Source organism: Sutcliffiella halmapala (genome assembly GCF_002019665.1).
Taxonomy (GTDB): domain Bacteria; phylum Bacillota; class Bacilli; order Bacillales; family Bacillaceae_I; genus Sutcliffiella_A; species Sutcliffiella_A halmapala.
The window spans coordinates 3,750,225-3,773,082 of the sequence record NZ_KV917375.1; the positions used below are offsets into that span (position 1 = coordinate 3,750,225).

At 38.0% G+C, this 22,858-nt stretch carries 18 protein-coding genes; 10 read left to right on the forward strand and 8 right to left on the reverse strand.

What is annotated here, in order from left to right; translation table 11 throughout:
* Positions 1 to 265: 265 nt before the first annotated feature.
* Positions 266 to 1,774, forward strand: a complete 1,509-nt coding sequence (locus tag BK580_RS18565; protein ID WP_169865122.1) for a gluconokinase — start codon at positions 266 to 268, stop codon at positions 1,772 to 1,774.
* Between the two features lie 257 nt (positions 1,775 to 2,031).
* Here the strand turns inward: BK580_RS18565 and nhaC are convergent, their stop codons facing one another.
* A complete protein-coding gene (gene nhaC, locus BK580_RS18570; RefSeq protein WP_078381770.1) occupies positions 2,032 to 3,426 on the reverse strand; it encodes a Na+/H+ antiporter NhaC in 1,395 nt (464 codons plus the stop codon).
* Positions 3,427 to 3,933: 507 nt separating this feature from the next.
* The gene (locus BK580_RS18575) at positions 3,934 to 5,067 is read right to left on the reverse strand and encodes a sensor histidine kinase (protein ID WP_078381771.1); all 1,134 of its coding nucleotides are present in this window, start codon (positions 5,065 to 5,067) and stop codon (positions 3,934 to 3,936) included.
* 471 nt (positions 5,068 to 5,538) lie between these two features.
* Here BK580_RS18575 and BK580_RS18580 point away from each other — a divergent pair, with 471 nt between their 5' ends.
* The 4 genes from BK580_RS18580 to BK580_RS18595 all read left to right on the forward strand — a co-directional run bounded on the left by BK580_RS18580 (position 5,539) and on the right by BK580_RS18595 (position 8,675).
* Positions 5,539 to 6,318 carry a TerC family protein gene (locus BK580_RS18580; RefSeq protein WP_078381772.1) on the forward strand — a complete coding sequence of 260 codons (780 nt, stop codon included), beginning with the start codon at positions 5,539 to 5,541 and terminating at the stop codon, positions 6,316 to 6,318.
* 145 nt (positions 6,319 to 6,463) lie between these two features.
* On the forward strand, positions 6,464 to 7,243 hold the full coding sequence (locus BK580_RS18585; protein WP_078381773.1) for a transporter substrate-binding domain-containing protein: 780 nt from the start codon (positions 6,464 to 6,466) through the stop codon (positions 7,241 to 7,243).
* Positions 7,244 to 7,305: 62 nt separating this feature from the next.
* A complete protein-coding gene (locus tag BK580_RS18590) occupies positions 7,306 to 7,950 on the forward strand; it encodes an amino acid ABC transporter permease (protein WP_078381774.1) in 645 nt (214 codons plus the stop codon).
* Complete coding sequence (locus BK580_RS18595; RefSeq protein ID WP_078381775.1) at positions 7,947 to 8,675, forward strand: amino acid ABC transporter ATP-binding protein; 729 nt, start codon at positions 7,947 to 7,949, stop codon at positions 8,673 to 8,675. The genes BK580_RS18590 and BK580_RS18595 overlap by 4 nt, the downstream gene beginning before the upstream one ends.
* A 300-nt stretch (positions 8,676 to 8,975) precedes the next feature.
* Here BK580_RS18595 and BK580_RS23720 read toward each other — a convergent pair whose 3' ends face one another.
* Positions 8,976 to 9,152 carry a hypothetical protein gene (locus BK580_RS23720; RefSeq protein ID WP_169865125.1) on the reverse strand — a complete coding sequence of 59 codons (177 nt, stop codon included), beginning with the start codon at positions 9,150 to 9,152 and terminating at the stop codon, positions 8,976 to 8,978.
* Positions 9,153 to 9,211: 59 nt separating this feature from the next.
* A complete protein-coding gene (locus tag BK580_RS18605) occupies positions 9,212 to 9,979 on the reverse strand; it encodes an ArsR/SmtB family transcription factor (protein WP_078381777.1) in 768 nt (255 codons plus the stop codon).
* A gap of 188 nt (positions 9,980 to 10,167) precedes the next feature.
* Between BK580_RS18605 and BK580_RS18610 the strand changes: the two genes are divergently transcribed.
* The gene (locus BK580_RS18610; protein WP_078381778.1) at positions 10,168 to 11,448 is read left to right on the forward strand and encodes a phytoene desaturase family protein; all 1,281 of its coding nucleotides are present in this window, start codon (positions 10,168 to 10,170) and stop codon (positions 11,446 to 11,448) included.
* A gap of 75 nt (positions 11,449 to 11,523) precedes the next feature.
* On the opposite strand, the gene BK580_RS18615 is transcribed toward BK580_RS18610, so the two are convergent.
* Together BK580_RS18615 and BK580_RS18620 are read right to left on the reverse strand one after the other, a co-directional pair.
* Positions 11,524 to 12,261 carry a DUF2161 domain-containing phosphodiesterase gene (locus tag BK580_RS18615; protein ID WP_078381779.1) on the reverse strand — a complete coding sequence of 246 codons (738 nt, stop codon included), beginning with the start codon at positions 12,259 to 12,261 and terminating at the stop codon, positions 11,524 to 11,526.
* A 39-nt stretch (positions 12,262 to 12,300) separates the two neighbouring features.
* A complete protein-coding gene (locus tag BK580_RS18620) occupies positions 12,301 to 15,519 on the reverse strand; it encodes a DEAD/DEAH box helicase (protein WP_078381780.1) in 3,219 nt (1,072 codons plus the stop codon).
* A gap of 265 nt (positions 15,520 to 15,784) precedes the next feature.
* Here BK580_RS18620 and BK580_RS18625 point away from each other — a divergent pair, with 265 nt between their 5' ends.
* Entirely contained in the window at positions 15,785 to 16,225 is a 441-nt protein-coding gene (locus BK580_RS18625) for a hypothetical protein (protein ID WP_078381781.1), read from the forward strand.
* 137 nt (positions 16,226 to 16,362) lie between these two features.
* Here BK580_RS18625 and BK580_RS18630 read toward each other — a convergent pair whose 3' ends face one another.
* Both BK580_RS18630 and BK580_RS18635 read right to left on the reverse strand, forming a co-directional pair.
* Positions 16,363 to 16,989, reverse strand: a complete 627-nt coding sequence (locus BK580_RS18630; RefSeq protein ID WP_078381782.1) for a metal-dependent hydrolase — start codon at positions 16,987 to 16,989, stop codon at positions 16,363 to 16,365.
* 212 nt (positions 16,990 to 17,201) lie between these two features.
* Positions 17,202 to 18,077 (reverse strand): YitT family protein, encoded by an 876-nt coding sequence (locus BK580_RS18635; protein ID WP_235864069.1) that lies wholly within the window; start codon positions 18,075 to 18,077, stop codon positions 17,202 to 17,204.
* 294 nt (positions 18,078 to 18,371) lie between these two features.
* Here BK580_RS18635 and BK580_RS18640 point away from each other — a divergent pair, with 294 nt between their 5' ends.
* The 3 genes from BK580_RS18640 (at position 18,372) to BK580_RS18655 (ending at position 22,858) form a co-directional block, all read left to right on the forward strand.
* Positions 18,372 to 19,805, forward strand: coding sequence for a hypothetical protein (locus BK580_RS18640; RefSeq protein ID WP_078381783.1), 1,434 nt, complete (start codon positions 18,372 to 18,374; stop codon positions 19,803 to 19,805).
* A gap of 382 nt (positions 19,806 to 20,187) precedes the next feature.
* A complete protein-coding gene (locus BK580_RS18650) occupies positions 20,188 to 21,315 on the forward strand; it encodes a GerAB/ArcD/ProY family transporter (protein ID WP_078381785.1) in 1,128 nt (375 codons plus the stop codon).
* On the forward strand, positions 21,290 to 22,858 hold the full coding sequence (locus BK580_RS18655; protein ID WP_078381786.1) for a spore germination protein: 1,569 nt from the start codon (positions 21,290 to 21,292) through the stop codon (positions 22,856 to 22,858). Before BK580_RS18650 ends, BK580_RS18655 begins: the two co-directional genes overlap by 26 nt.

A 22,858-nucleotide genomic window follows, 5' to 3' on the forward strand; every position in this document is an offset into this window, starting at 1 on the left:
GATAATGTGGATAAGTGTGTGCATATCTTATTTCCCAAGGATTTCACTTGTTAATAACTTATTTTTGATCGTAAATACTACTTTATTTCTTTATTAGAACACATTACTTTTTACCTATATCATAATAACTTTGGGTAGGCAGCTCAAATAACAATTCTTTATATTTTTTAGCTGGACTAAAATTAGATAATAATGAAAGAAAAATCTCCATTTAAGATAAAATAAGATAAATGACCCAATGAGAACTTACAAACGGAGTGTACCTATGAGCAAATTCATGATCGGACTTGATATCGGAACATCCACAACAAAATCAGTAGTTTTCACCCCACAAGGCGAGATTATTTCAGAGTTTGAATATGCTTATTCAACCTATCACCCTAAACCGAACTGGGCCGAGCAAAATCCAAAAGAAGTGGAACAAGCGGCTCGAGTGGCAATTGCAAATTCACTGAGTCAAAAAAAGCTTATTGCTACCGACATTATCGGGTTGAGTATATCGTGTGCGATGCATTCTTTACTATGTATAAACGAGCACAACGAACCGATTTCTCCAGTAATTATATGGGCGGATGGACGAAGCTATCCGCAAGCTGCCATAATGAACGAGACTTATGGTAGAAGCATTTATGAAAAAACCGGGACGCCTATTCATCCTATGTCGCCATTTGTTAAATTAATTTGGATGAAGGAAACACAATATCAGCCATATTATGAAGCAAGTAGGTTTGTTTCCATCAAAGAATATATTATATACAAATGGTGCGGCCAATGGAAGGTAGATTATTCCATCGCTTCTGCTACCGGCTTATTTAATTTACATACCTTGCAATGGGACACTGAAGCCATGAAGATAGCTGGAGTTCAGTATAACCAGCTATCCACTGTTGTTCCTTGTACCGAGCAAATAGGGCCGTTAAGCGCTCACATTGCTGATGATCTTTTACTGAACACATCTATTCCAATAATTATTGGCTCTAGTGATGGCGTGCTTGCTAATATTGGAGTTGGAGCAATACTTGATGGGGAAGCTGCCTTATCGATTGGAACGAGTGGTGCAATAAGAAGATTTACAACAAAGTGTACGACTGATTTGCAACAACGAACCTTTCAATATGCATTTACCAAAGAGCTTAGTATTATCGGCGGAGCATCAAACAATGGTGTGATCGTACTACAATGGTTAGCCAGACAGTTCTCAACCTTAACGAAAAGAGAAACGATTACCGCGAGGGATTTAGAATCCTTAGCCTCTACCTCTAGCGCCGGAGCAAACGGTCTTTTCTTTATGCCATATTTAGCTGGTGAACGTGCACCAAAATGGAATGCAAAAGCAAAAGGTGGTTGGATCGGACTTACCCTTTCTCATAATAGCGCCGACATGATTCGCAGTGTGATGGAAAGTGTTATTTTTAACATGTATGAAATTCACGAAGCACTTCTTGAAACAACTGGTCCCACTAATAAATTGACGGTCAGTGGTGAATTTGTAAGCTCCCCACTTTGGGTGCAGATTACAGCCGATGTTTTCGATAAAATCGTTACTTTACCTAAAAGTCATCAAGCAACTGCCTGGGGTGCTGCCTGGTTAGGACTTTATGCCCTCGGAAAAGTAGACTCGATTGAGACAATAAAGTCGTGCATCCCTATTAAAAAGGAAGTCTTCCCTTCTGCAAAAAATATTTCACACTACGAAGAGGTTTATCACGTTTATAAAGAGCTTTATACAAAAAACAAACCGCTCTTCTCAGATATCGATTGGCTGCAAAACTAATAAGAAAAGACGCTTGAACATAAAACATGTTGAAGCGTCTTTAACATTATGAACTTTTTTATTAATGGCTCAGTAAAGTACAGTGTTTATTTTAGGTACTTAGCTGTTGATTGGAGCACGCGGCGAAGACTCCTGCGGGAGGTAGCGTTTTGTGGAGACCCCACAGGCGAAGCCGAGGAGGCTCCACAAGCGCCCCGCGGAAAGCGCAGCCTCGTGCGGAAATCAACTGCAGTATTTAACAGAGCCTTATTAATAACTCATGATACTTCTGGTTTTTCACGTTTGTAGATACTAATTCCCGTAAACCCATAAAAGATACTAAGTAATGGGCATAAGAGACAAAAGAACGCGTATGGCAGGTAATCTAATACTTCAACTCCAAGAACACTTGTCATAAATACACCGCTCACACCATAAGGAATCAGAGGGTTAATAACCGTTCCTGCATCTTCCAAGATTCGAGCTAGGTTCTTACTAGAGATGTCATTCTTTACGAACTCTTTTTCATAGGCATGTCCAGTTAAAATGATCGACATGTATTGTTCCCCAATTGTGATATTCACTCCAATTGCTGTTGCAACTGTTGACAATATGAGCTTTCCAGTAGATGTGATGAACGATTGTAGCATTGACATTAGACTTGCAATAATTCCAAGCTTTTGAATAAGCCCACCCATAATTAGGGTCAATAATACTAAGGAAACCGACCACATCATGCTCTGTATTCCACCTCGGCTAAGAATAGAGTCAATGCTCTCCTCACCAGTTTGGCTTGCATACCCATTTTGCATGACATCCATGAGCTGATTTATCGAGATGGATGGTTGCAAGCTGAAAGCAACTACAATACCTGCAATAATCCCAACCATCATTACAAAAATAGCCGGCACACGTTTCACTGCTAAGCCAAACATTATGACAGCAGGTAGCAATGCAAATGGATGAGTTAAACCTGCATTTTCTAACGTTTGGGGAAGTAGGGAAAGCTCTTCTAGCGAACTGTTCTCTCCTGGTTTACCCATAACGGTAAATAAAATGAGACATAACACAAATGCAGGAATCGTCGTCCAAAGCATGTCCCGGATATGTTCGAACAAATCTACTTTACCGATAGCAGATGCTATATTCGTTGTATCAGAAACTGGTGACATCTTATCACCCAAAAATGCACCTGATATAATAGCGCCTGCTACAATCGCTGGATTAAAGCCCATCGCAGTACCTAAAGCAATGAAAGCAACCCCTATTGTGGAAGCCGTGGTAAAGGCGCTTCCAATACAGGTACCAATAACCGCTGTAACGATAAAGGCACTAGGCAAAAAGAATTTTGCAGAAATAATTTGACTACCGTAGAAGATAAATGTCGGAATCGTTCCTGAGAGCATCCACACTCCAATCAATATTCCGATTAATATAAACAAGAAAATTGGAATAAGTCCTTCCTTTAAGCCCCTTTTTAATGCATTTTCAATAAAAGACCATGATTGTTTTTTTACAAGTGCAAATCCCATCAATACCACAATCGCAGTAAAGATTGGAATATGAGGTGATGCTTCAAATTTAAATAAAGAAATAAAAATAATAATAAATATTAAGCCGATAATACTTAATGCCTCGATACGACTAATATTTAGTTGGTCATGTTGATCCATGGTGAATCCTCCTGTTGTGTGTAATAATAATATGTTCTCTATTTATAAATTCACTAAAAACCTTTTAATAAATGAAAAAAAGCCCCTCCATCCCTGTCAAATAAGGGACGAAGAAACTCCGCGGTACCACCCTAATTAGCAAAAAGCTTTTGCTCACTCATAAAAAGATAGCTATAAATATCTATGTACCGTAATTCATCTATACCATGCCTAGATTTACACCATCCATCTAGTCTCTGATTGCTGCAAAAGGAATAGACTACTAAATACAAAAGCTATCAACATATATTCTAATGCTCATCTCGGCTCATCTAATCTACTGAATCCACTTCGCTAACACACTTAAACGCTTAAACGCTTTTAGGCGTTAAAGTATAGTATTAAAAATAATACACTTCCGAGGAAATGTCAACTGCTAAAATTAAACATAGGAGTTTCTTTCTTCTATACTAAAAAACCCTTGCCCTAGTTAAATATAACCTAACAAGGGTTTTCTAAGATAATAATCTACAATTCCAATGCTTCCAAATGATTTTGAGTTAATGAGGGAATCTTAATAACAAAACTCGTCTTATCGTCATTTGATCGACAATAAATCTCTCCACCGTGCTTTTCAATAAGCTTCTTACATATATAAAGTCCAATGCCTGTTCCTAAATCCTTGGTAGTAAAGAAAGGTTCAAAGATAGCATGAATAACTTCTTCGTTTATTTTTGGCCCATTGTTAGAAATAGTTAGCTCTGTGAAATTTTCCGAGTCCTTACAAACAATTTCTATAAGTCTAGGGGTTTCTTTCTGCTGAAGAGCATCAATAGAATTCATAATAAGGTTTAGCAAAACCTGTCTTAACTCATCTTTATTTCCGATTATGTTTATCGCAGGATTTGCGTCAAGCTGTAGCGATACATCTCCATCCAATAAACTTGGATATAAAAACTCAATTAACTCTTGAAGCAAATAGGACAGATTAACTTCTTCCTTTTTGCTTTCAATCAGTTCTTTTCTAGATACATGTAGAAATTGAGAAATCCGATAATTTAATTGATCCAATTCATGTTGGATGATTTCCAAATAAGGTAATTCTGGATATTCATTCTGTAAAAGCTTTGTAAATCCTATTATTGAGGTTAATGGATTTCTAAATTCATGAACAAAACTTGAGCTCATCTGTCCAAGTATGGTAAGTCGTTCTTTATGGGTTTGATTAATATACAGATCCTTTTCTTGCAGCTTTTTTTCTTTAATTTCCGTGTATTTTTTAACAGCTAAATAGGAAAATTGGTCGAACAATGCATTAATTTGCTCGATAAAGGGCTGTAATTCGCGAACTTCTAGTCCAGAGTTCCCTATCCATTTTATTATTTGGCTCCTACCAATGTTCACGTTGTAAACAAAATCACTGATATTCACATTTGCATCAACACGTTCATTTGCAGTTTTAAAGGCAAGTCTTTCCAACTCTTCTTCTTTAAAAGGACGTTGGATGGCGCGCTTTACCAATTCATACATTTGTATACCGTTATGAATAACCTCTTCTTTGTACAAATCATCCTCGGAAATGACAATTTTGCTTCTCCAATTATAAATAAACTCATCTGTGTTTTCTTCAAGGAACATATTTAGTCTCACCGAAGCATTCATTTTTTAAGAGCCACCTCCTACTATAGATTCGCATATTCTTATTTAATATCATAACAGAAATGAGAAAGTCATTTTGTATTTTTAACCATTTATGCTTAAACTTTTCACCTAGAATGATGAAGGAAACTGTAAGTATTTTGAACGATTTAGAAAAATAATTAGGTTATCACCTTGTTATTCAGTTTGAATACAAAGCCCATTTTTACAAATGATATGAAGTATAAGAATGAGGGTAGAAGAAAAGCGTAAGCGCCTCGTTCAGACCCGACAAGCATAAGGCAGTTTTTTAGAGGAGGTTGCTCTTTGACCTCTGCAGAAAAATGACTTATGACCTTGAGGGTCTAGGCGCTGGAGCTGGACGTCACTACCCTTACTTTACAAACCATCCACCGTGCGTTTTTATACTTTGTTATTCTGAAATAAAAAGCCTACAAGGATTCAATTCACCTAAATTTTCAAGGAGGAAATATAATGGATGTTGCTTTATTGTTGGAATATGGATGGGTTTTGCTCATTCTTATTGCCTTAGAAGGAATTTTAGCTGCTGATAACGCACTTGTTATTGCCACGATGGTCAAACATCTTCCCGAAAACAAAAGAAAAAAAGCCCTATTCTATGGGTTAGCTGGAGCATTTGTCTTCAGGTTTGGGTCATTATTTGTTATTTCCTATCTTGTTCATATTTGGCAGATTCAAGCGATTGGTGCCCTATATCTGTTTGGAATCGCTATCTATCACATAATGAGAAAACATGTTCTGAAACCTAGGAAAAAGAAAGCTACGGATATCAATCGAGGCTCTGGTTTTTGGGCAACCGTTATTAAGGTAGAGCTTGCAGATATTGCATTTGCTGTTGATTCCATTTTAGCAGCAGTAGCTTTAGCTGTTACCCTCCCTACGACAAACCTTCCAACAATTGGTGGATTAGATGGCGGTCATTTTGCCATTATCCTTACCGGAGGAATAATCGGTCTTGTCATAATGAGATTTGCAGCAGGTTACTTCGTTACATTACTCGATCGTAGACCAGGCCTAGAAACAGCTGCATTCTTAGTAGTTGCTTGGGTCGGTGTAAAACTTGCTGTGTATGCAATGTCCCACCCAGAGCTCGCCATCGTATCAGAAGAATTTGGGAAAGGAACGACTTGGAAGATAATTTTCTGGTCTGTCCTATTATTAATTGGTGTTGGGGGTTGGTTCTTATCCAAAGAAAAGCCCAAAAATACCGGGGAAGAGGAGACAATTGTTTAAAAGTATAGCTAAAGATTTACCCCTTCTCTAGCACCTATATTAGGGAGTATTCAATACTAATTACTCATCCATTTAGGCAAATTTTTTTTAAATATGTTATATTATTATTTGTGTTATATAATAATTTCGTTTTGGAGGGAATTGTATGAAGAAATTTAAGTTATTTGCAATACTTTCAATCCTTACTCTTCTTATTGCTGCTTGCGGTACCGATAAGGACGACACTGCTAATGAAAGTGGCAGTGAAGGGAAAGTTTATCGAGTAGGAATTGACACAACATATCCACCATTTGAATTTGAAAAAGATGGGGAATACACTGGAATTGATATTGATATTATTAATGCTATTGCAGAGGATCAAGGATTTGAAATTGAATTAAAACCAATGGACTTCGGTGGAATTATTCCTTCCTTACAAGCTGGTCAATTAGAAGTAGCGATTGCTGGTATGAGTATTACGGAAGATCGCAAAAAAGTGGTAGATTTTTCTGATCCATACTTTGATGCAGGTTTATCATTAGTTGTTGCTAATGATACAGATGACATCGAAAAGATTGAAGATCTAGCAGGGAAAAGAGTAGCGGTTAAAAACGGTACTACTGGAGCGACATTTGCCCAAGAGCAAGAAAAAGAACATGGATTTGACCGTCTAGTTCAATTTAATGATAGCCCAGCAATGTTCCAAGAGGTATCAAACGGAAATGCGCAAGCTCTAATTGAAGATTATCCAGTTATTGCTTATGCAATCGCTCAAAATGACTTAGGACTTAAAGTAGTTGGAGAGCGTTTGACTGGTGCTCAATATGGGATTGCTGTATTAAAAGGACAAAATGACGAATTACTTGAAAAAATTAATGCAGGATTAGCAAATCTTCGCGAAAGTGGAAAATACGACGAAATCCTGAACAAATACCTTGCAGAATAAATAATTTTTAACAAATATAGCGTGCTTAGCGCGCTATATTTTTATTGAAAGGAGATGTATGCATGGATATAATGAGAGCTGCCTTTCCTTACTTAATGGATGGCTTACAAGTTACACTTTATATCTTTTTCATTGCAATTATTTTAGGTTTTATCATCGGTTTAGTTGTAGCTTTAATGCGCTTAGCACCTTTAAAGATCCTAAACTGGATTGCGGTAATTTTTGTTGATGCAATCCGAGGAACCCCGTTTATCGTTCAGTTGTTCTTTATCTACTTCGGTTTAAATTCATTAACATTTATCTCTATGGATAATACGACAGCCGGGATTGTGACAGTAGCAATCAATGCGGGTGCTTATTTCTCTGAAATTATCCGCGCAGGTATTCAGTCTATTGATCGTGGTCAAACAGAAGCTGCTAGATCACTTGGACTTAATAGTGTTCAAACCATGAGATTCATTATTCTTCCTCAAGCTTTTCGAAGAATGTTACCGACCATTACAAACCAATCCATCATTAGTTTAAAGGACACTTCCTTACTATCTATCATTGGAATTGCCGACTTAACACAAAGAGGGCAAGTCCAGGCAAGTGCAACGTATGAAGCATTTACTATTTGGCTAACAGTAGGGATTATTTATTTCGTTATCATCTATCTATTATCTAGATTAGCAACCTTCGTCGAAAGGAGATTTGAGCTACGATGAGTATTATACAAGTAAAGAATTTAAAGAAATCCTTTGGCAAGCTAGAAGTTCTAAAAGATATTAATGCCGAAATCCAAGAAAAAGAAGTAGTTTGTGTCATCGGTCCTTCCGGATCTGGCAAAAGTACCTTTCTTCGTTGCTTAAATCGCCTTGAAGATATTACAGGTGGCAATGTTATCGTAAACGGCAAAGACATAACGGACAAAAAACTTGATATCAATAAAATCAGACAAGAGGTTGGAATGGTTTTCCAACAGTTTAACCTCTTCCCTCATAAAACAGTACTACAAAATATTACACTTGCTCCAATCAAAATACATGGAGTCGGTAAAGAAGAAGCAAACAAACGCGCTCTTGAGCTGCTTGATAAAGTTGGGCTACGTGAAAAAGCCAATACCTATCCAGGTCAATTGTCAGGTGGCCAAAAGCAACGTGTTGCAATCGCTCGTGCTTTAGCCATGAACCCAAAAATCATGCTGTTTGATGAGCCAACCTCCGCACTAGACCCAGAAGTGGTTGGGGACGTTTTAGCAGTCATGAAGCAATTAGCTGAAGAAGGCATGACGATGGTAGTAGTAACTCATGAAATGGGCTTTGCACGTGAAGTCGGCGACCGTGTTATCTTCATGGATGGAGGCTACATTGTCGAAGAAAACATCCCATCGGAACTGTTTGATAATACACAACACGAAAGAACGAAAGCATTTTTAGGTAAAGTATTATAAAAAAAACGGAGGGACTTCCCTTCGTTTTTTTGTTGGGGTTATTCGTTTGTAAAACTCGCTATTCGTTGGTATTCTCTCGATATTCGTTGGTAAACCACTGCTATTCGTCGATTAACCACTGCTATTCGTCGGTTAACCACTGCTATTCGTCGGTTAACCACTGCTATTCGTCGGTTAACCACTGCTATTCGTCGATTAACCACTGCTATTCGTCGGTTAACCACTGCTATTCGTCGGTTAACCACTGCTATTCGTCGATTAACCACTGCTATTCGTCGGTTAACCACTACTATTCGTCGGTTAACCACTGCTATTCGTCGATATACCACACCATTCGTTGGTTAACTCTCCCCATTCGTTGGTTAACTCTTCCCATTCGTCGGTAAACTCTCCCCATTCGTCGATATACCACGCCATTCGTCGATATACCACGCCATTCGTCGATATACCACTCCATTCGTCGATATACCACTCCATTCGTTGGTTAACTCTCCCCATTCGTCGGTTAACTTCCGCTATTCATCGGTAACCACCCCCTACTCCTCTTTCAACATTCTCCCTGTTTCGAGCAATGTCTTCATACCAGATAGGACAACTGGCAACCCGTTCTCTAACACTTGAGCAGTATTCGGTGATGCTTCCGTATTATCGTGGATAACAGTGACTAACGTGACTCCTGCTATTTCTGAATTCGGCTCAATTTCCCATGTAAGGCATGATGCTTTTTCCTCCGCCGTTTCTACTAAGGAAAGCAATTGCCAAGTCATTACCAATTTATGTGGAGGCTCTACCTGCAAAAGCTCACCTTTTGCCTGTACGCCCCCTTCTTGATTATAAATAATATAAGGCGATCCTTTTTTCCAGTCTGATTGAATAGAACCGTTGTACCAATACTTGGATGTCATCGATGGTTCTGTTAACGCATACCAAATTTCTTCAGGTGTTGCTTTTATCAGAATTCGATTCACCATCTGAGGTTTTTGTATCATCGCAGTTTCACTCTCCAAATCGGATTTTAATTGAGTTAAACCAATCGTCCAAGGTTCTGTATATTTACTAACCCATCTTTCATAAATCTGGCGGAGCGGCACCGAGTTTAAATAATGCAGTTTTTCTCTGCCGATCTTTCTAGTTGAAATTAGGCCAGATCCCTCCAATATTTTCAGGTGCTTCATTACACCAATCCTTGACATGTCTAAGTGCTTACACAGTTCATTTAATGTCCGCCCGTCTGACTCATACAATACATCTAACAACGTTCGACGACTTGGATCAGCGATGGACTTGAAGATATCATTATCCATCGAAAGCACCTCCTTCTCTGCAAAATTCATAAATATAAAATCATCTATTCCACTTGACACGTAACCAAATAGTAACATATGATAAAAGTAACTAATTAGTTACACACTAACATAAAAAGCGTTACTTGTCAGCTTGATGTACATTGCACTTTTGAAATGAAAAAAATTCAACATAAAGGATGAGGAGAATGAAAGCAGAAAAAAATAGATACGATTGTGTGGTAATTGGCGGAGGTCTTACAGGACTTACGGCAGCCGTATATTTAGCAAAAGCAGGACAATCTGTACTTTTACTCGAAAAGGAACATCAGCTTGGAGGATTAGCTCAAACAACTAATGTAAATGGAGCTTTATTTAATTTAGGCCCTCATGCCATGTATGAAGGTGGGGCTGCTTTGCGTATTTTAAGAGAATGGAATCTCCTACCTAAAGGCGGCTATGCATCTAAAAGTGGGATGGCTGGGATCTATGAAGGAAAAATTGTTAATGTACCGACCGATCTAACTCCAGAAGAAAGCCAGGAGTGGAGTAAGATTATGAGCACTTTAAGTGAGGTTCAAACCGAGTCCCTTTATTCAATCAGTATTACTTTATGGGCAGAAACCAACATCTATCATGACAGAGTTCGCCTCTTATTTTACGCAATGTGTCGACAATGGGCTTACTGTAATAACCTAAGCGAATTAAGCTGTGGTTATGTGATTAAACAAGGGCAACTTGCTGGAAAAGGTGTTAGATACGTAGAACACGGTTGGCAAACGGTTGTGGATTCCTTAAGAAATGAAGCGGAGAAATTCGGCGCGACCATCGTAACAGGAGTCAGTGCAAAGCAAATTACCTTACGAGATGGTAAAGTACACGGGGTTATTTTATCAGATGGAAAATCACTTGAAGTAAATGCAGTTATTACAGCTATAGGACCTCGTGAGGTTTGCGAGCTTGTTCAAGATTCAGAGCACATGTCACTTGGAAAATGGCAAAGAAACGCTCGGCCACTGTACGGTTCCTGTTTAGATGTCGCACTTAAACAGTTGCCAAATCCATCAGCTATCTTTGTTCTTGGTTTAGATGAGCCACTCTATTATTCCAATCATTCCGTATCTGTTAAATTGAGCGATAATGGTTCACATATTCTTCATACAATGAAATATAACGATAGCAACCGTCATACAGATGCAACAGAAGATGAAAAAAGGTTACTCCAACTCCTTGATTTATTACAACCAGGCTGGGAAAAGGAAGTGGTAGCCACTCGATTTTCACACAATGTCCTAATAGCTCATGATTCAAGAACGATCCATCATTATGGAGGAGGTCCCGCTCCAAGCCCAATCGTTCCAGAGGTTTATGGATTATTCGTTACGGGTGACTGGGTCGGAGCGGAAGGTCGATTAGCAGATAACGCAATGGCTAGTGCGAAACTTGCTGTGGAAGAGCTTTTGCATTTATACAAAACACAAATTCTGTGACATTCGTTTTCTAACACAATAAGCAAAGGCTCATTCCATCGAGTGTTTGGAATGAGCCTTTGTCTTTATTTATTTTCAACGTTCGTTATCCTTCCGCACCACCCTCGCCAAATAATAATCCACTAGCTCTAAATACTCCTTTAACTCCTCTTTCCCTTTCTCGCTAATTATATAAGTTCCTCTTTTTATTCTCTCAAACCACTTATAATAGTTTTTCGTAAGAATGGAGGAGGTTTTTTTACCCGTTCCCATCTCACCTAAAGCTTTCGGAGATAGAGGACCAAATTGTTCGAGGTAGCAGGCGATTTGGATACAATTTTCTTTATAAGCGGTCATTATTTTTGTTCGATTACTTCCACCAACGTTAGAATCAGAGCTTCGACCATTTATTTCTTTCAGGAGAGCTTCTCTTTTTCGTTTATTTTGCCGCAAGCTCTTGCCCCGATCAAAGGATGCTGGTTCGAATATAATTTCTGCTTTTTTACGTTTTCCAGTGAAAGAGACAAGAATTAAACCGAGTTCTAACCTTCGAATCAAATGACAAAGATCTGTCCAACGTTTCGATCTTAAACTATATGTTGGCTTCGGGATGGCGATGTACACACTATCCGTTAAACGCTGTCGTTTCGTTGCCTGAATGAGCAAATGGACATTTAAGGTCAGTTTTAATTCAATAATGACTAACTCGTCCTCTCTAATCATTGCCACATCGCAGTCGTTCACTTCCCCGTACACTTCATATCCTTCTTTTATAAAAAAGGAATGAATCGGTCTATATAAATCGACTTCATATATTTTCTTTTTGTCTTCCATATATATTACACCAACCTATACTATTCTCCATCTAGCTAGCTAAATCATCAATATTTCTCGAATATCCTCTTCGGTAAGCGTAGAAGTGGGTTTTTCCTCCGCATCGATAATTTCTTCAATCAGGCGTCTCTTTTTCTCTTGTAGTTCATTCATTTTTTCTTCAATGGTTCCTTTAGCAACTAGCTTGATAACTTGTACTTCATTTGTTTGTCCAATGCGATGGGCACGATCTGCCGCTTGCTCTTCAACAGCCGGATTCCACCATATATCATATAAAATAACGGTATCAGCACCCGTTAGATTAAGGCCCGTACCACCTGCTTTTAAGGAAATGAGAAAGAAATCACGTTCACCTGCATTAAATCGATGGCAGCTTTCCACTCTTTCTTCCGATGGAGTTTGTCCATCCAAATAGAAGAAAGGCAGCCCTTGAAAAGCTAATTCTCTCCCTATGAGCGCTAACATTTTGGTGAATTGCGAAAAAATCAGCACCCTTCTACCCGATAGCGTGGATTCCTTCACAATCTGCAACAGCATATCAAATTTCGCTGAGCTACCTTTATAACCGTCAACAAACAAGGTTGGATGGCAACAAATTTGTCGCAACCGCGTTAAGCCTGCAAGAATTTTGATACGATTTTTTCTTAGCGTATCTTTATCTAAATGCTTTAACGTATCGTGTCGTAGTTTCGCCAAATAGGCAGCATAGAGCTGCTTTTGCTCTGGAAGTAGCTCCACATACTCCATTGTTTCATTTTTTTCAGGTAGCTCCAAAAGGACATCCTCTTTCAATCTACGCAGCAAAAATGGTCGGATTCGCCTTGCAATAGCTTTCCTTGAAAGATTACTATATTCCTTTATCCCTTTGAATAATTCTGGAAAAACCACGTGAAAAATAGACCATAACTCCTCTAATGAATTCTCTACTGGGGTACCTGTTAGGGCGAATCGGAAGTCTGCTTGAATTCTTTTGACTGCTCGTGCTGTCTGGGTTACAGGATTTTTAAACGCCTGGGCCTCATCAAAAAACACGGTGTGAAAAGTTTCAGTTTCGAACCACTTAATGTCTTTTCTCAGCAAAGGATAGGAGGTAATTATTACATCCATGTCTGTTATAACCTTTTGCAGCTTGCCCCTTTCAGATTTATTTCCATCCATTACAACAGCTTCTATTTCAGGCGTGAATTTCATGAGTTCGCTTAGCCAGTTATAAGTCACAGACGATGGACAAACAATAAGGATTGGTAATTTCTTTTTCCGAATTGTAGTCAGTTCCGATTGGATATATGTAATGCTTTGCAGCGTTTTCCCCAGTCCCATGTCATCTGCTAGTATTCCACCAAATCCATAACTTGCAAGCGTTTTAAGCCATTTAAAGCCCTGTATTTGATAGTCTCGTAAAATATGTGCTAGTTGTATCGGCACTTCATATTCTAGACTGCTTGGATTGCGGATTTCTTCTAAAAACTGACGAAAAGACTCTTCTATCGTAAACACTTCTTGATCCCGAACAGAATCCAGGAGCGCCAAACCTTGAACAATCGGGACATTTAAACCGCTTTCCAAGTCTTCATTTTGGACTGGTAACGCGTGTAAGAAACGATTAATTTCTTCAAATTCCCTTGTTTCCAATGATAGAAGTGAGCCGTTTTTCAAGCGATAAAATTTCCGTTTTTCCTCTAAAGCCAATAATATTCCTTGTATCTGTTTATCTGGTATTCCATCCATTTCAAATTTAAATTCCAGCCAATTGGTCCGTTCTTTTTTGACCCTTACCCTAATCTGGGGACGAGCTTTCTCTTTGAAAATTCGGTTCCTCACAGCGGTTGTCGCATAAATTTGAAGGAGTTTTTGCAGCTTTGGAACGATATGGTACAAGAAATCATATTCCAACTCTTCATTATGCAAATAATATCCTTCATCTGTCGTGGCAAATCCGCTTTCCTCGATCAACTGGAGAATCTCCCCCTCCTTCTCCATATCTCTAATAAGAGGAACACGTCCAAGATATTCTCTGTCTTCTAACGGATTAATCATGATATTTTCATAATGAAACTCTAACCCTGCTAGCAAACGATTCTTAACACGATCCAAATAAAGTTTGGCAGTCAAAGCTGTATTGGCAAACTCCTTAGAGATAGCACTAGGTAAATGAACCTCACCTAATTTTCTTAACTCTGGAACTACTTTTCCTAAAAAATAATCTAATTGTTCTTGAGGAATCGAAATTTGATTGGTTCCTGATTGCTCTAGCATTTGTTTTAGCTCAAAAAGCCTGATACAGTCATCCTTTTTCAGGTTTACTAGTTTCCCTTCAGTTAACACCGTATTATAAGCTGTCATCAAAACCATTTGTTGAAGCCCTTTTATATTCAGTTGATAACCTTTTCTATCTGCTTCTATAAAATCAAACACAAGCGAAAGTGGTTCTTTCGCGACGCGAAGCCCCTCATATCTATTACCGTTATACACCAGTTTTATAGAGGATGTTCTCGCAAGAATAGGAAAAAGCCGCTCCCAAGAAGATGGAGGTATGAGCAATAAATTGTTATCGTAATCTGTACTTCTCCACTGTTCATTCACGTATAGCTTTTCATCATGGATTACATGAAGGAGTTGTTGGATCACTGCATTTGCTTCATGGCTAAAACAATGTATGGTTGGGTCATATTTAAAAAACTGAGAAAGCATACTAGACTTTCCTTCATTCACTTGCTCGAGAAATTCTCGAATATGCTGAACATTGATTTGGTTTATTTTCACTTCTATTCCAAACAGGTTTTCTTCCTTATCGATGGAAACAGGTGTACAAATAAATTCCGTATGTAATACTTCTCTTTTCTCAAAATGAAGCTGTTGAACACTAGATTTTGCTCTAGGTTGATCCTTAAAAAGAGTAAACAACCCCTCAGTAAGTTCTTGATTGGTCGAGGTGGCAGACAGAGAAACGCTTGTACCATAAGAAACTGTTCCTTGTTGCTGATGCTCATAAATTGTCAGCAAAACTGCTGCAATATGCTGACATTCCTGCTTAATGGATGCAAGCTTAGGGCAACTGCACTGCGTACGAAAACCTTCGTCACTATCCTTTACAATAACAACTTGAAAATCCTCACTTCCTATAACTGTAGCTTCACAACAATCAGCATCATATTGTTCCATCCTTACTTTATTAGCTCGATAAAAAGAGTCCCCTCTTTTGAAGGAGACTGTCCCACACAATTCTTTGATGATTTTTTGATTTAATTTAATGTTCAATTGTCTGCTCCTTCCAGAGGTATCTCATATTGTTTATGTTCTGGCTATTATGCACTACTTGTATACTCTAATTAGAAATTTTTCGAAGTTATATTTCCATTATTTGTAAAATTATTTGTTATTACCTACGACAACCGCTACTCTATTATCAAGATTGTACCATAAGGAAAGATTCCGCTCATTTATCTTTGTTTGTTAAATCCCACTCCTTACTTGTAACTTACCAAACACAGAAAACGTCCACTTTAAAAAAGGAGGACTGTATATGAGGATAAAGCAATTAGTTTCTTTTATCTTACTTTTTATCTTATTATTAACTTTCTCACATCCAACTCAAGGATTTGCAACATCGTGGGCATATCCTTTTGTAGTTTGGAAAGGATTTATTTATGAGATTAGTGACGAATACGTAACCAACATTGATAAGAAAATTGGTCATGTCACGAAGTATTCAGATATGGATTCTTATAGGGGGAACTTTTCAAACTCTTATCCAAAAGGGACAAAGTATTATTCGATTGAAGACATCCATACTGATGAAGCAATAGCAATTCGGGAGAAGAACGGCAAATATAAAAAGGCAATTAGAAGTGGCGAGTATATGGGAGGAAGATATGATTACCTAGGGATAGCAAAGAATGGTGTCACTATACTGTTAGTCATAGCTTTTTGTATCTATTTTGTAAAAAAGAGAAGGAATAAGTAAACACTTTGAAGGTTCCCTCGACTGCTCAGGTTCATTGGCGGAGGTCTCAAGTTGAGTGTAATGAAAAAGTCTTACTGTGTTCTATATATAAGAGTAGCGTTTCTATACAAACAGTAGAAACGCCTTTTTGCTAGCTCTTACAATTCTTTCGATGAAACAGGTAAAAATAGCTTAATTCCTCGCTTATTGAAGGGTAGTAGTTTCATATCTGCTATCAAATGACTGATGTATGCAGCAAGACATGTGTAGAAAACACCGTCAATCCGTAAGGACATTTCTAATTTTGAAGCGATAATTGCAAAGAAAATTACTCCCAATAACGAATGTGTATAACTACGATGGGACACGAAAGACGCTAATATGATATAAATACCAAATAGCATTAACCAGCTTTCTTGTAAGGAAAGCCCCCCTAGTAGCACACCGATACCAGAGATTGTGAGCATATGTTTTTGCTTAATTAAAGATGCAACTACTAACATCCCTATACCTATTCCAATTCCACGCCACTTCTCTGCAGTCCCTCCCTCATACAAGCTATATAAAATCATCAGCATTCCAATTACTTGAGCAATGGTTCTCGTTACTTTATGAGATAAGGTTATTTTGCCTCGAAGCTTTCCATCAATGTCAAGATCTGGAACCAGTGCACAAACGCTCCCTAATCCAATCAACACACATGTCTCGGTAGGTGTCGAGTGAATCGTATTCGCTACGATAAAACCAGTTGCCGCTCCAAATGTTGCATGTGCTGTACCATTCACTTTTCATTGCCCCTTATAAAATAAGTCATGGTCCACTTTTTGTGACCATGACTTATTTTACACCAAAACATTTGTTCTGTTTAGGGTCTCAAGACCTATTAGAAAAGCGCAAGCACCAGGAACTAACCGAAGTCAACTTTAACTAAATTACTAATACTATAATTAAATACTTCTCTTTTACACATTACAGAACGAGGGTCTGGCCCCTTAATCTAATGGAATTCCGACGTTTTTCGATATTGACTCCCCTTTACATCATTAACTGGTCCAATAGCTAGGAATGCATTCTTGTCAATATCGTCTACAATACTTTTCAATTTGGCTTCCTCTAACCTAGTTATGATGGAAAACATCAACCTTTTTTTCTGCTGAGGATTAACTCCCTGACCATCTACATAAGTCACAGAGCGCCTTAAGCGCTCCTTAATCGCTTGCCCGATTTCATCATAACGTTCGCTAATAATGAGCACAGATTTCGTTTCACTCATTCCCTGTACAACAACATCAATCGTTTTGGAAGCAATATAGTATGTAATGAGCGAATACATCGCTGCGGTCCAACCAAAAATAAAACCCGCACTCGATAAGATAAAGAGGTTGAAAAACATCACAATATTCCCAACCGAAAAAGGTGTTTTTGTACTAATTAATAACGCAAGAATTTCCGTACCATCTAAGCTTCCTGAGTTACGTAATACAACTCCCACTCCTAAGCCAACAATTATGCCTCCAAAAACTGCTGCTAATAACGGGTCATTCGTTGCCCCTTCTGAATGGTGTAAAAAAACAGTGAATATAGATGCCACTACTATGCCATAGGCACTCTGAAGGGCAAAAGTTTTACCTACTTGCTTATAACCTAAAATAATAAAAGGTATATTTAATAACACTAAAAAGACAGCTAACTTCAATTTAGTGATTTGCGCTAACATAATCGAGATCCCTACAATTCCACCATCAATCATCTGATTGGGGATTAGAAATTTCTCAATGCCTATTGCTAATAATAAGGCTCCTAGTGTAATCAAAACTAAGCTCTTCATTGTTTTTACTATTTTCATCGTCGTCGATTTATTTGTCTGCCCCAATATACCCACCTTCCTGAATCACTACTCACCGTGAGACGTCTCTATCTGCATTATTCCTTAGTAAGGTTGCCATAAAAAACCATATTTATTACATAAAATATGATAATTTTCTAATGAAGTTTATTTTGTGGGGAAAAACAGTTGCCGCTACCCTCTTCTTAAAGGTATTTCTCTACTTAGAGCAGATGTCTTTCTTCCTCTCCTACACCAAAGCCTTTCGCCCAACATAGCCTACTATACAAAGTTTCTTTTTATTAGCTTTCATACTTACAGCCTAGAAAGGAGTTTGTATAGATGGAACTAACTGCAGGACATTGGATGTATTTGATTGGTACGTGCGTGATTATTTTTACGATGTTGTTTCGGCAAAATGTGGTGGTACCTGCAATCTTGGTGACGTTTCTTGTTGGATGGATTTATAGCGGATCTTTCTCATTTGGGTTGCAGACGATATTTAATGCGAGTTTAACTGCGGCTGGGGAACTTTTTAATATCTTTTTGATCATTTCTATTATGACGGCCTTGCTTCATTCATTGAAGTCATTAGGTACGGATGAACAGATGATTACACCATTTCAGCGAGTGATGAAGAATGGGTATATATCCTTTTGGGTGATTGTATTTGTCACTTACTCTATCTCCCTATTCTTTTGGCCAACACCAGCCGTTCCACTAGTTGGTGCATTATTAATCCCAGTTGCAATTAGAGCTGGCCTTCCTCCAATTGGGGCAGCGATTGCAATTTCACTAGCTGGTCAAGGTATGGCACTGTCATCCGATTACATCATTCAAATTGCACCATCCTTAACTGCGACAGCAGCTTCAGTAGACGTTGGGACCTTGGCAGATCGCGCATTTATCTTATCGATTATCACAGGGATAACTGCACTGATACTTGCCTACCTATCCATACGCAAATTAATCTTACGCCCCTCAAGTGAACATCTTCTTAGTTGGAATAAAATCGAGAGTTCGCCCAATGGTGCGAAAGAGGAGACGGAATCAATCCCTACTCAAAGAAGTAAATACAGCACTCTATTTGCACTCCTTGTACCAGGAACCTTTCTTATCATTATCGTCTATATGATTCTCGCAAAATTTTCAGATGTACTCCCTTCCTTTGAAGGTGGCTCTGGAGCAGCTTTGATTGGAGGAGCCTCTGTTATCCTTTTGATTGCAGCTACGTTTTTTAAAGAGGCCCGCTCCTCTCTTACAAATGTTAGCAACCATCTTGTCAAAGGATTTGTATTTGCCTTTAAAGCGATGGGACCAGTTATTCCAATTGCCGGATTCTTCTTTATCGGCAGTGGAGAATTAGCGGCGAGTATACTAGGCAGCACTAGTGTGGAAGAAACACCATCTTTCTTATTTGATTTGATTCTCGCTGGTCAATCTTATATTCCAGAGAGTTCGTTTATTGCAGGGTTTGGAATTCTGTTAATTGGAATGATCACTGGGCTAGATGGATCTGGTTTTTCCGGCCTTCCTTTAGTTGGAGCATTATCTGGTGCTCTGGGTCAAAGCGTCGGTGTAGATCCTGCAACACTTGGAGCAATTGGACAAATGGGAGCTATCTGGGTTGGTGGAGGAACACTAATCGCCTGGTCTTCCCTAGTAGCAGTAGCTGGTTTTGCAAAGGTCCCAGTTATGGAACTCGTCCGACGAAGCTTTATCCCCGTCGTCGTTGGGCTCATAATAGCAACCATTATTGGATTGTGGATTTTTTAGTAATTTTTTACATTTGGTGCCTGGCCCCACTTTTGGGAGCAGGCACCTTTTTGAATTTTTTTACATATTACAATACGCTAAATGGGAGGATAAGGAGTAATTGAGGAAGCGGGATTTTTTTAGTTTAGGTAAGGTGGCGAATTCGTAGGATGATTACTCGTGCAACAATTATTTTATTTATTTTTACCTTCTTATTAATTGTAGGGATTGATTTATTGTTAAGGAGTCTTAATTATCAGGCTGTAATTCGTGAATTATTTGATTTTAGAAACAATCCGGGTGTCCTATATTGTTATTTAATGTTAATAATTGCCCTAATTTATTCTGTAATAGCAGATTTGCGAATTAAAAAAAGACACCTATTTAAAAAAAGGGTAAAACAATGAAAATTAAATTAGAACAAATTTCTTTACAACAGTTCATTTTACTATTTATATTTTTTGAAATTGGGACATCCATTGTTATAGCGATTGCAACAGAAGCAAAACAAGATGCTTGGATTGCTGTCATTATTGCCACAGTAGTTGGGTTAGTTTTAATGTGTATATACTATAAATCATTCAAGCTAAAACAAGGTACTCTATATGAGTTACTTTCTCATAGTTTCGGTAGGCACCTCTCTAAACTATTGAAATATGCCTATATCGTTTATTTTTTGTACTGCTCCTGCCGTGTCTTGCGTGATTTCAATGAACTCTTAGTTTCAGCGGTTCTACCGAATACACCAATAGAGTTTACTTCTTTTTTATTTATGGCAGTTGTAGTTTATATTATCTACTTTGGATTAGAGGTCTTTTCAAGAACAACAACCATTTTTGCACCGTATATGTTTTTGTTTCTTGCTACAATAACGCTTTTTCTTTGGGTTAATGGAAGTATTGATTTATCCCATTTAAAGCCTGTTCTAGCTGATGGAATGGGACCGGTTTATCGTTCGCTTTTTCCAGAGTTGCTAACCTTCCCATTTGGCGAACTAATTGTGTTTACAGTGATTTTTCCACAAGTAAAGAACATTAGTAAAAGTATTAAACCACTCTTACTAGCGATCTTAATCTCTGGAATCATCATCCTCTTCTATTTAATTCTTAATATTTCTGTCATAGGTCCAACAAGCTATGCAAGAACAACTTTTCCATTATTAAGCACTGCACGGGAAATATCAATCGCAAACTTTCTCGAAAGACTTGATGCCTTAGTCGTATTTATTGTGATGTTAGGAGTGTTTGTGAAGGTTTCCATTTATTTTTATTGTGCACTCAAGGGACTTGAATCTATTTACAAGCTACCCTATCGCTATTTTGCCTTTCCAATGGGTATGCTGACAGCTACGTTTTCAGTTGTCATCGCATACAGCTTTAATGAGCACATTATTGAGGGATTAGAGATTGTACCACTATATCTTCATATTCCGTTCCAATACATCCTACCTTTCTTAGTTTTCATAATCTTGCTAATCAAATCGAAGAAAGGAGCTACATCGAATCTTGAGAAGAAAAACTACAACACTTAAGAACTTATTAGAAAAAAAGAACAAGCCGGACAAACTCCCGACAAGTAAAGATGAGGCAATTAATTTTTATGCAAATAGTGACAAGATAATAGAACTGTTAAATCATTCGAGTGACCTAATAGTAGAAGATATATTTATTGGTAACTTACAAGCAAAACTCTTTTATTTAGAAACAATCTGCGACACACAAATGATTGTCGATCAAATACAAGAACCCCTTTTAAACCTTTCTCCAGATAAGGAAGAAGGTTTCATAACAGATAGTAAAAGAGAACTAACGAAACTTTTCTCAGGATCTAAGCTTTCCTTTTCAGAGGAATGGCTAGAAGCAAGTAGAAAACTGGTAAAAGGATATGCCCTTTTAGTTATTAAAGAAGCCTCTAACCTTTGTTTAATCCATGTAAAAGGAGTATCTACCAGAAGCATTAATGAACCTACCACTCAAACCATCATAAGAGGACCTAAGGACGGATTCGTTGAAGATATTTCCATTAATTTAGGAATAATAAGGAATCGAATTACGAACCCTAATTTATGTTTTCGAGATTATTATATAGGGGAAGACACGCAAACAAGAATAGCTGTTGGATATATAAGTAATATTGTGAACGATAAGTTAATAAAAGAAGTGACAGAAAGGATTGAAAAGATTCAAACCTTTGCAATCTTTGAGTCAGCCAATATTGAAGAAATGATTGAAGATAAAACCTATACACCTTTCCCTCTGATTTATAATTCTGAGCGACCTGATTCCGTCGCTTCTCATTTAGTTACTGGGAAAATAGCCATTTTTGTAGATGGGACTCCCTTTGTTTTAACAGCTCCTGCAACTTTCAATGACTTTTTTGCAGTCTCAGAAGATTATTATCAGCCATTTATTATGGGAAGCTTCTTACGGATAATCCGTTACTTTTCATTTATCATATCTTTGCTACTTCCGTCTTTCTATGTAGCGATTATTACATACCACCATGAGATGATTCCAACAACTCTTATCACTACGATTATCTCGCAAAGAGAAGGCATTCCATTTCCCGCTGTGGTTGAGGCGCTCATTATGGAAATCACGTTTGAAATATTAAGGGAAGCAGGTATCCGCATGCCAAGAGCTGTTGGACAAACCGTTTCCATTGTGGGTGGTCTTGTTATTGGCCAAGCAGCAGTTGAAGCAGGAGTTGTTTCTAATTTTATGGTCATCATTGTAGCCTTAACAGCAATAGCTAGTTTTGTTTCACCAGTTTATAACTTTGCTATTTCCACAAGGCTTCTTAGGTTTATCTTTATAATTCTCGGAGGTTCTTTAGGATTTTTCGGAGTAATGATAGGTCTTATCATGATGATTGGACATTTGAACAGCCTTAGATCCTTTGGGGCACCTTATGTTACACCAGTGTCACCTTTTAAGTGGAGTGATCAAGAAGATATTTTTGTAAGACTTCCTTATTACATGATGAAATCAAGACCTAGCTATCTGAAGACAAAGAAACCAATAAAGCAAGAGGCAGATAATTCACCAACACCTCCAACTTCAGAGGATGATTAA

Bases quoted from the DNA above. Each gene is read 5' to 3' on its own strand.
- BK580_RS18565 (WP_169865122.1), top strand. From the start codon at position 266: ATGAGCAAATTCATGATCGGACTTGATATCGGAACATCCACAACAAAA.
- nhaC (WP_078381770.1), bottom strand. From the start codon at position 3,426: ATGGATCAACATGACCAACTAAATATTAGTCGTATCGAGGCATTAAGT.
- BK580_RS18575 (WP_078381771.1), bottom strand. From the start codon at position 5,067: ATGAATGCTTCGGTGAGACTAAATATGTTCCTTGAAGAAAACACAGAT.
- BK580_RS18580 (WP_078381772.1), top strand. From the start codon at position 5,539: ATGGATGTTGCTTTATTGTTGGAATATGGATGGGTTTTGCTCATTCTT.
- BK580_RS18585 (WP_078381773.1), top strand. From the start codon at position 6,464: ATGAAGAAATTTAAGTTATTTGCAATACTTTCAATCCTTACTCTTCTT.
- BK580_RS18590 (WP_078381774.1), top strand. From the start codon at position 7,306: ATGGATATAATGAGAGCTGCCTTTCCTTACTTAATGGATGGCTTACAA.
- BK580_RS18595 (WP_078381775.1), top strand. From the start codon at position 7,947: ATGAGTATTATACAAGTAAAGAATTTAAAGAAATCCTTTGGCAAGCTA.
- BK580_RS23720 (WP_169865125.1), bottom strand. From the start codon at position 9,152: ATGGAGTGGTATATCGACGAATGGAGTGGTATATCGACGAATGGCGTG.
- BK580_RS18605 (WP_078381777.1), bottom strand. From the start codon at position 9,979: ATGGATAATGATATCTTCAAGTCCATCGCTGATCCAAGTCGTCGAACG.
- BK580_RS18610 (WP_078381778.1), top strand. From the start codon at position 10,168: ATGAAAGCAGAAAAAAATAGATACGATTGTGTGGTAATTGGCGGAGGT.
- BK580_RS18615 (WP_078381779.1), bottom strand. From the start codon at position 12,261: ATGGAAGACAAAAAGAAAATATATGAAGTCGATTTATATAGACCGATT.
- BK580_RS18625 (WP_078381781.1), top strand. From the start codon at position 15,785: ATGAGGATAAAGCAATTAGTTTCTTTTATCTTACTTTTTATCTTATTA.
- BK580_RS18640 (WP_078381783.1), top strand. From the start codon at position 18,372: ATGGAACTAACTGCAGGACATTGGATGTATTTGATTGGTACGTGCGTG.
- BK580_RS18650 (WP_078381785.1), top strand. From the start codon at position 20,188: ATGAAAATTAAATTAGAACAAATTTCTTTACAACAGTTCATTTTACTA.